Annotated in this window: 4 protein-coding genes; all 4 read right to left on the reverse strand. The window is 38.6% G+C overall.

Annotated elements, in window-relative coordinates; all coding sequences use genetic code 11:
* Window positions 1-1,116, reverse strand: a 1,116-nt coding sequence (locus E0L13_RS11595) for a hypothetical protein (protein ID WP_168062568.1), incomplete at its 3' end; no start/stop codon positions are given.
* A 345-nt stretch (window positions 1,117-1,461) separates the two neighbouring features.
* Window positions 1,462-3,657 carry a DEAD/DEAH box helicase family protein gene (locus tag E0L13_RS11600; protein WP_168062570.1) on the reverse strand — a complete coding sequence of 732 codons (2,196 nt, stop codon included), beginning with the start codon at window positions 3,655-3,657 and terminating at the stop codon, window positions 1,462-1,464.
* Between the two features lie 60 nt (window positions 3,658-3,717).
* Window positions 3,718-4,917 carry a site-specific integrase gene (locus tag E0L13_RS11605; RefSeq protein ID WP_168062571.1) on the reverse strand — a complete coding sequence of 400 codons (1,200 nt, stop codon included), beginning with the start codon at window positions 4,915-4,917 and terminating at the stop codon, window positions 3,718-3,720.
* The gene (locus tag E0L13_RS11610) at window positions 4,874-5,110 is read right to left on the reverse strand and encodes a hypothetical protein (RefSeq protein ID WP_168062573.1); all 237 of its coding nucleotides are present in this window, start codon (window positions 5,108-5,110) and stop codon (window positions 4,874-4,876) included. Before E0L13_RS11610 ends, E0L13_RS11605 begins: the two co-directional genes overlap by 44 nt.
* Between the last annotated feature and the right edge of the window lie 418 nt (window positions 5,111-5,528).

Raw genomic sequence — 5,528 nt, forward strand, 5'->3', positions numbered from 1 at the left:
AACCGGCTTATCTATATTATCTCTGCTATAAATGAAATCACTAAATAATGAATGCTGCGGATTCTTCAACGCATTTTCAAACGAAGATTTACATTTGGTATTAAATGCTGGGCCTTTTTGCCAATCCACAGAAACATATGGGGCTGTATCATTCCATTCAAAATTTATATATTCAAAAAGATTGTTTATTATGGTCCATTCGTCTAATGGTTCCATTTCCCACGTTACGCTTTTAACTTCTCGCCTTCGAGGAATATTGTATCTTTCTTTATCTGCAAAAGCAAATGCACCGTAAATCCATAATTGAGCAGCCCAATCTTTCATTTTTTCTTTTCGTTCACTGCTTCGGCTGCTTATGCGTTTCTTACACTGATTAAAATTCTTTATTTCACCAGTGCTGTCTTTTTCCCGCAAAGAAAAATATGACGTAGCCGCATAAAGAGCCCAAAATTCTTTACTGCTATATAAGATAGATAATTCCTTTTTATTCACATATTCTAAATAGAACTCCAATAAAAATCCACCATGCACAACTCCAATAATTGGTAAAGAAAATGGAATTTTGATAAGTTCTTTAAATTTACTGTCAAAAATAAGAGGGCTCTCTGCATCATCAAAAATACGTTGTTCCCAACCGATGCAACTCATGATTTCACTCGTTTTCTTCATGATTTTGTCCAGTTGTTTCCGTAACTTTTTATATGCCCTTACTCTTACATTATTGCTTTCTGTACGATAATTTAATTTTATTATCCATAAACAAAATTTTTTTCTTACCTTTTCCGTTTGCGTCGTATCCGTGTTAAACAGTTTTGCAACATGCTCCTTCATGTCTTTCATCCATTGAGAGTAAAAGGTACATTGAGCTAACGATATTTGTTTCTGACCGGCTGGCAAAAACAACCACTCTTTTTTTATCAAAGGAGTCTTTTTTGTTTTTGAATCCCTTATATCTATGCCCGCAATAATTAGTCTAGAAAAATTATTTTGAAAAGCATATTTTTCTTTTTCATCATCCGATAGAATTTTATACATATTCTCCAAATAGTTACAAGTATCTACGCTATTTCCTAAGTTAAATAGCTCTTTACGTAAATCTTCATCCTGATGGCACATATACTACAGCAATCCTTTCGATGTAAAATTTTCGCAATTGTCGAAAAATTTCCAGCTCTAATATTCCCACATATATTTTACCGCTTTCGCTAAAATTTCACACCCATATAAACATACTTATTTATACTATGCCTAGTTTTCTCGTTTCTCCCTAAAATATAAAATATTACCGGCAGAGAAAATCCTTTCTCTGCCGGCTTTATACCTGCCCTATCATTTAACATCATCCCTACATGTGCCACCATACAAGCATTTCGCCACGCCTCGATCCTTGGCTGCTGGATGACCAACAGCCAAGGAGATGCTTAGCGTAAGACGCCAAGCATCGACGCGTGACAAAATACTCTACTCCGTGGCACATTGTGTTTCAATCAGTATCCAATACACTTTTCCTTTTTCAATCTCTCCTTTTATACTCGAAATTTGTTTGGATTCAAATATATATGGGATTTTCTCCTCAGCTAAAAGCCCGTTAATAGCTTTCTGCTGTTTTATTTCACGCCCTTTCTTCATTATATAATCCCGCAATAATGCTAATCGACTGTCCTTGATAGTATCAAAACCATATTCACATAACATCTTATCTTTCTGCTCTGATTTCGCATTTTCGTATTCGGCTAAAGGGAAAATATTCTGTTCACACCACGCAAGAACGGCGTCTTTGGTAACAGTTTGCGCAGTTGCATCTTTTACACTCTCCCCAGGTTTATATTCCTTCCCTAGCCAAGCAGCTTGGGCCGCAACTATATCAAAGGGCTTATCAGGCTCAATCATGCGGTTATAGGTTTTGATAAGCTGCTGCAGTTCCGCCAATATTGCATGATGCTCAGTCGCCGACTTAGAATCTGATAGTTGTTTTTTCAAATCTACTATACGCGCGTACAAAATGGTTTGCTTAAAATCAAATCCATCTCTATACCGAAGATTGATTCCTTCTATCTCGCAGAAAAACTCTTTTTCAAAGCTTCCCAGCACTATATCTTCGTTGATAGAAGTTTGGTTCCAAAACTGTATGCAGTCTTCATCAGATAATGCCGCATACAGCCTAGCTTCGTTGTAATCCAACTCTTGTTTTGCTTCTAACATGTTTAAAATCCGGGAACGCCATATTTCAGCACTACCTGATAGCGAAACATGGGTATCGCCTTCTGAAAAATATAAAATATATTTCAGAGTCAAAATAGTGGACACCAAATACAGTTTGGATAAGGGACTATAAGAAAATTCTCCCGTTTGGTTATCCATACCGAATCCCGGATGATGCCATCCTTGGCTTTGCATCACTTGATTGCATTCATACCACCGCTGTTGAGTATTCATCGCATCAAAAGCCCATCGATAGCAAAGCTCTTGCATTTCCTGTTTTAATTTTCGCTTTAAACTCCCTGAAGAATACTGCGGTATATACAACGTAATCTTCTGTTTTTTCTGAATACGGACACGTCCCAACATTTGAAGGAAAGAAACAGGCTGCGGAACAAATATAGCTACATGCCTTATCTTTTCATCCTTAAGAGAAATGCCGTTATCAATAACTGCTGTCGAGATAAGAATACGCGGCTTATACGTTTGGTTTTCAACAAGCTGGTCATATACAACCTTATTTCCGCGTTTTCCGACTTTAGTTTCCGAGCAAATGAACGCAGCCTCATTCCCCAATGCAGATGCCAGAGCGGCGCCTTTTTCCTTGTCGGCGACAAAGATCAGCCACTTTTCTTTTCTTTGTTTTATATATGGAACTAATTCTTCTTCCTTTTCCGGGATAGCCTGAATTTCCGATATATAGTCATATTGGCATGGCAGATCATAAAAAATAAACTGAAAATGCTGCTCTCTTTCCCAATATGGTCGACGGTTCCACATCTGTTCTTCTAATTGCACAAGAGGGAGAAATGCATCTTCAAAGGTAGCAGACATATAAATTCGTACGGCTGATTGGAAAGTCGAAACAATTTTGCTTAAAATTGTCTGCGTCTGATAATTGAAGATTGCATCTTGAATGAAAAAATGAGCTTCGTCGATAACTACGTACGAATACTGCCTGTTTAATATCTCCGGACTAGCCAACAACTGTTGATACGAGCAGACATGTATGCAGTCAAAATACTTCATCTTATCCAACTCCTCACAAGAACATTTGTGGCAAGCTTCTTCATAACTTGGGGCATTAAGTGGTAGATAGCGGTCTACTACCTTTGCCAATTCCAGCTTATTCTGCCGATTCAGCGCTACCCGATTACTAAGAATCAGTACCCGCTTTTTCAAGCTTTCAGTACTCCCATTATATGTCATCACATAAGGAAGCAATTTTTGCTGAACAAAATAGTTTTTACCGCTGCCAGTAGGAGCAGAAATAAATACAGGGATCTCCGGCTGCCATTTTTCATACGCATCTTGAATTGCGTCTGTAACGTAACAAGAATTTGTGCTATAATGATAAATAGCATGACAATGTTCCCTACCGGGAAAACATGAATTAAAATATTGCATAGGATTACCTGTAGAACTAAGCGTATAAATTTCAACCTTTTCAATGCACATGTTATTATGCTCCTTTCCAAAATGGGAGAGGGCTGAACACCTCAGCCCTCTGCCTCTAAATCAAGGTAATTTGCGAATTGCGTCAAAGGATTCCGTGATTGCGGTGTCAATGTCTTTTCTGTTTTCAGCCAGCGCATGGCCGTAATAGTCAAGCAAGGTAGAAGCTCTGCTATGACCTGTCCGCCTAATAATATCCGCTAACGAATACCCCTGCGACATCAACCGAGTAGCAAAGAACCCGCGTAAGTCGTGAAACCGCATGTGTTCGATACCATTTTTTCTAATAAAATTTGTAAAATGGTTTGAAACGGAGTTCGGTCTAACAGGAGTTCCATTGGGATTAAAAAATACCAGATGCGCTGCATTCCAACGTTTTCCAGCTTGAGATTTCAAGGCTTCATATTCATCTCGCTGTTCTTCCAGCAAAGGTCTTAACTGCGGAACAATCAGCACATGCCGACAACTATGATCTGTCTTCGGTCGCAAATGTATATATGTTCCTTTCTGAGGAAGATATTGCACTGTCTGATGTATCCAAAAGGTTCCCTCTGCTGATGAATAATCATCCCAACTTAACCCAAGCAGTTCGCCCTCTCGGCAACCTGTAGTTACAGCCAGTAAGACCAGCAGTTGAAATTGAAAGTCTTCATTTGACAGCGCTTTGAAAATTTTTCTCACTGTTGCTAACTGGAACACTGTTGGCAGCTGAGATTTACCGCTAGGCGAGTCCACTTTATTCATTGGATTAGTACAAATTTTTTCCCATTGATATGCTGCTCGGAAAATCCCGCTTAACAGAAAGTACACATTTCTTACGGTTCTTGGCGAAAGGCAGCCATCTTTGGAACGCCTTTGTTTTACGTTTGATTTTTCCGTCAAGAGCTGAACAAAAAAAGATTCCAGCATAATCGGCGTTACTTCTGTTAACAGCACATCTTGAAAGTACGGTCGTATGTATCTCTTGATAAGCCTTTCATACGAATCCACGGTACGAGGTGCTAATTGCTTTTTAGCGGCATGTTGTGGAAGCCATAACGCAGCAAAATCAGGTAAGGTTAGTTCCGACGAGTTAAGATTGGCATTTTCTAACTCTGCCATCCAGCTATTTAGTTGTCTTTGGGCCTCGGCTTTATTAACAGCCGTAATGGTTTTCTCACGTCGAACTTCATGTCCTCGAGAATCATAACCAAAACGCACCGTCAAAATCCACCGATTTTTAGCTCTTTTTTTCTTTCGGACAGTTCCTGTCAAGGTCTTCACCTGCCTTTCCTTCCTGCCATGCCAATAATTCGTTAGGCCAGATAAAAAATTTCCGGCCGATACGATGAAATGGCATTTTCCCAGACTTAGCCATCTGTAAGACGACTCCATACGATATTTTGTTGTGGAAGAACTGTTCTGATACTTGTTTAGGCGTCATCGGTTCTTCAAAGATGTTAGTGTAATTTTTCATAATATTCACTCCTTTCGTTGATGACGTCATTATACTAAATTAGGAAGGAATTTTCAGAATAGGTATCAATCAAAAAGTGCAAAAAGTGTCCTAATCAAAAAAGCTTGCCCAATGGGAGCAAGCTTTTAATCATTTATACTTGTATTTATGCAGGGTATATAAAAACAGGGTGCCGTGCAAATAGACGTGCAAGTCCCCAAAAACAAAAGAAAATAGAAGAAATTAAATGACAATTGAATCTTAAGAAAACGAGATTATACCTAATTAAATACCCCTTCTTACGATTAAATATAATATATGGGACAGATTGCTAAATCGTTAGAGGTCGCAAGGCCTGCGAGAGTTCGAATCTCTCTCACTCCGCCAAATTATTGAAATGAGCAGTCTTGAAGAAATTCAAGGCTGCTCATTTTTTATG

It is taken from the genome of Megasphaera sp. SW808 (assembly GCF_012027795.1).
Lineage (GTDB): Bacteria > Bacillota > Negativicutes > Veillonellales > Megasphaeraceae > Megasphaera > Megasphaera stantonii.

Excerpts from the sequence above, each read along its gene's own strand:
- E0L13_RS11610 (WP_168062573.1), bottom strand. The coding sequence starts at position 5,110 with ATGAAAAATTACACTAACATCTTTGAAGAACCGATGACGCCTAAACAA.
- E0L13_RS11600 (WP_168062570.1), bottom strand. The coding sequence starts at position 3,657 with ATGTGCATTGAAAAGGTTGAAATTTATACGCTTAGTTCTACAGGTAAT.